Origin of the sequence: Enterobacter sp. IF2SW-B1, from assembly GCF_001743375.1 — a bacterium.
In the GTDB taxonomy this organism is placed as follows: domain Bacteria; phylum Pseudomonadota; class Gammaproteobacteria; order Enterobacterales; family Enterobacteriaceae; genus Enterobacter; species Enterobacter bugandensis.
Genome location: NZ_MJAA01000114.1, coordinates 1 through 647, shown reverse-complemented (window position 1 = coordinate 647; position 647 = coordinate 1). Strand labels below are relative to the sequence as shown.

1 pseudogene is annotated in these 647 nt (G+C 48.7%); it reads left to right on the top strand.

Going from position 1 to position 647, the window contains the following annotated elements:
• Positions 1-74: 74 nt before the first annotated feature.
• Positions 75-246, top strand: a pseudogene (locus tag A6013_RS25900) (hypothetical protein); the annotation flags it as partial.
• Positions 247-647 lie beyond the last annotated feature (401 nt).

Here is a 647-nt window from a genome sequence, read left to right as displayed (position 1 = left end):
ACTAGTATGGCCCGGGGGATCCGGCGCGCCTAGGCCTTGACGGCCTTCACTCAATTCGCCCTATAGTGAGTCGTATTACGTCGCGCTCACTGGCCGTCGTTTTACAACGTCGTGACTGGGAAAACCCTGGCGTTACCCAACTTAATCGCCTTGCAGCACATCCCCCTTTCGCCAGCTGGCGTAATAGCGAAGAGGCCCGCACCGAAACGCCCTTCCCAACAGTTGCGCAGCCTGAATGGCGAATGGGAGCGCCCTGTAGCGGCCACTCAACCCTATCTCGGTCTATTCTTTTGATTTATAAGGGATTTTGCCGATTTCGGCCTATTGGTTAAAAAATGAGCTGATTTAACAAAAATTTAACGCGAATTTTAACAAAATATTAACGCTTACAATTTAGGTGGCACTTTTCGGGGAAATGTGCGCGGAACCCCTATTTGTTTATTTTTCTAAATACATTCAAATATGTATCCGCTCATGAGACAATAACCCTGATAAATGCTTCAATAATATTGAAAAAGGAAGAGTATGCGTAGCCGTAATTGGAGCCGTACCCTGACCGAACGTAGCGGCGGTAATGGTGCGGTGGCGGTGTTTATGGCGTGCTATGATTGCTTTTTTGGCGTGCAGAGCATGCCGCGTGCGAGCAA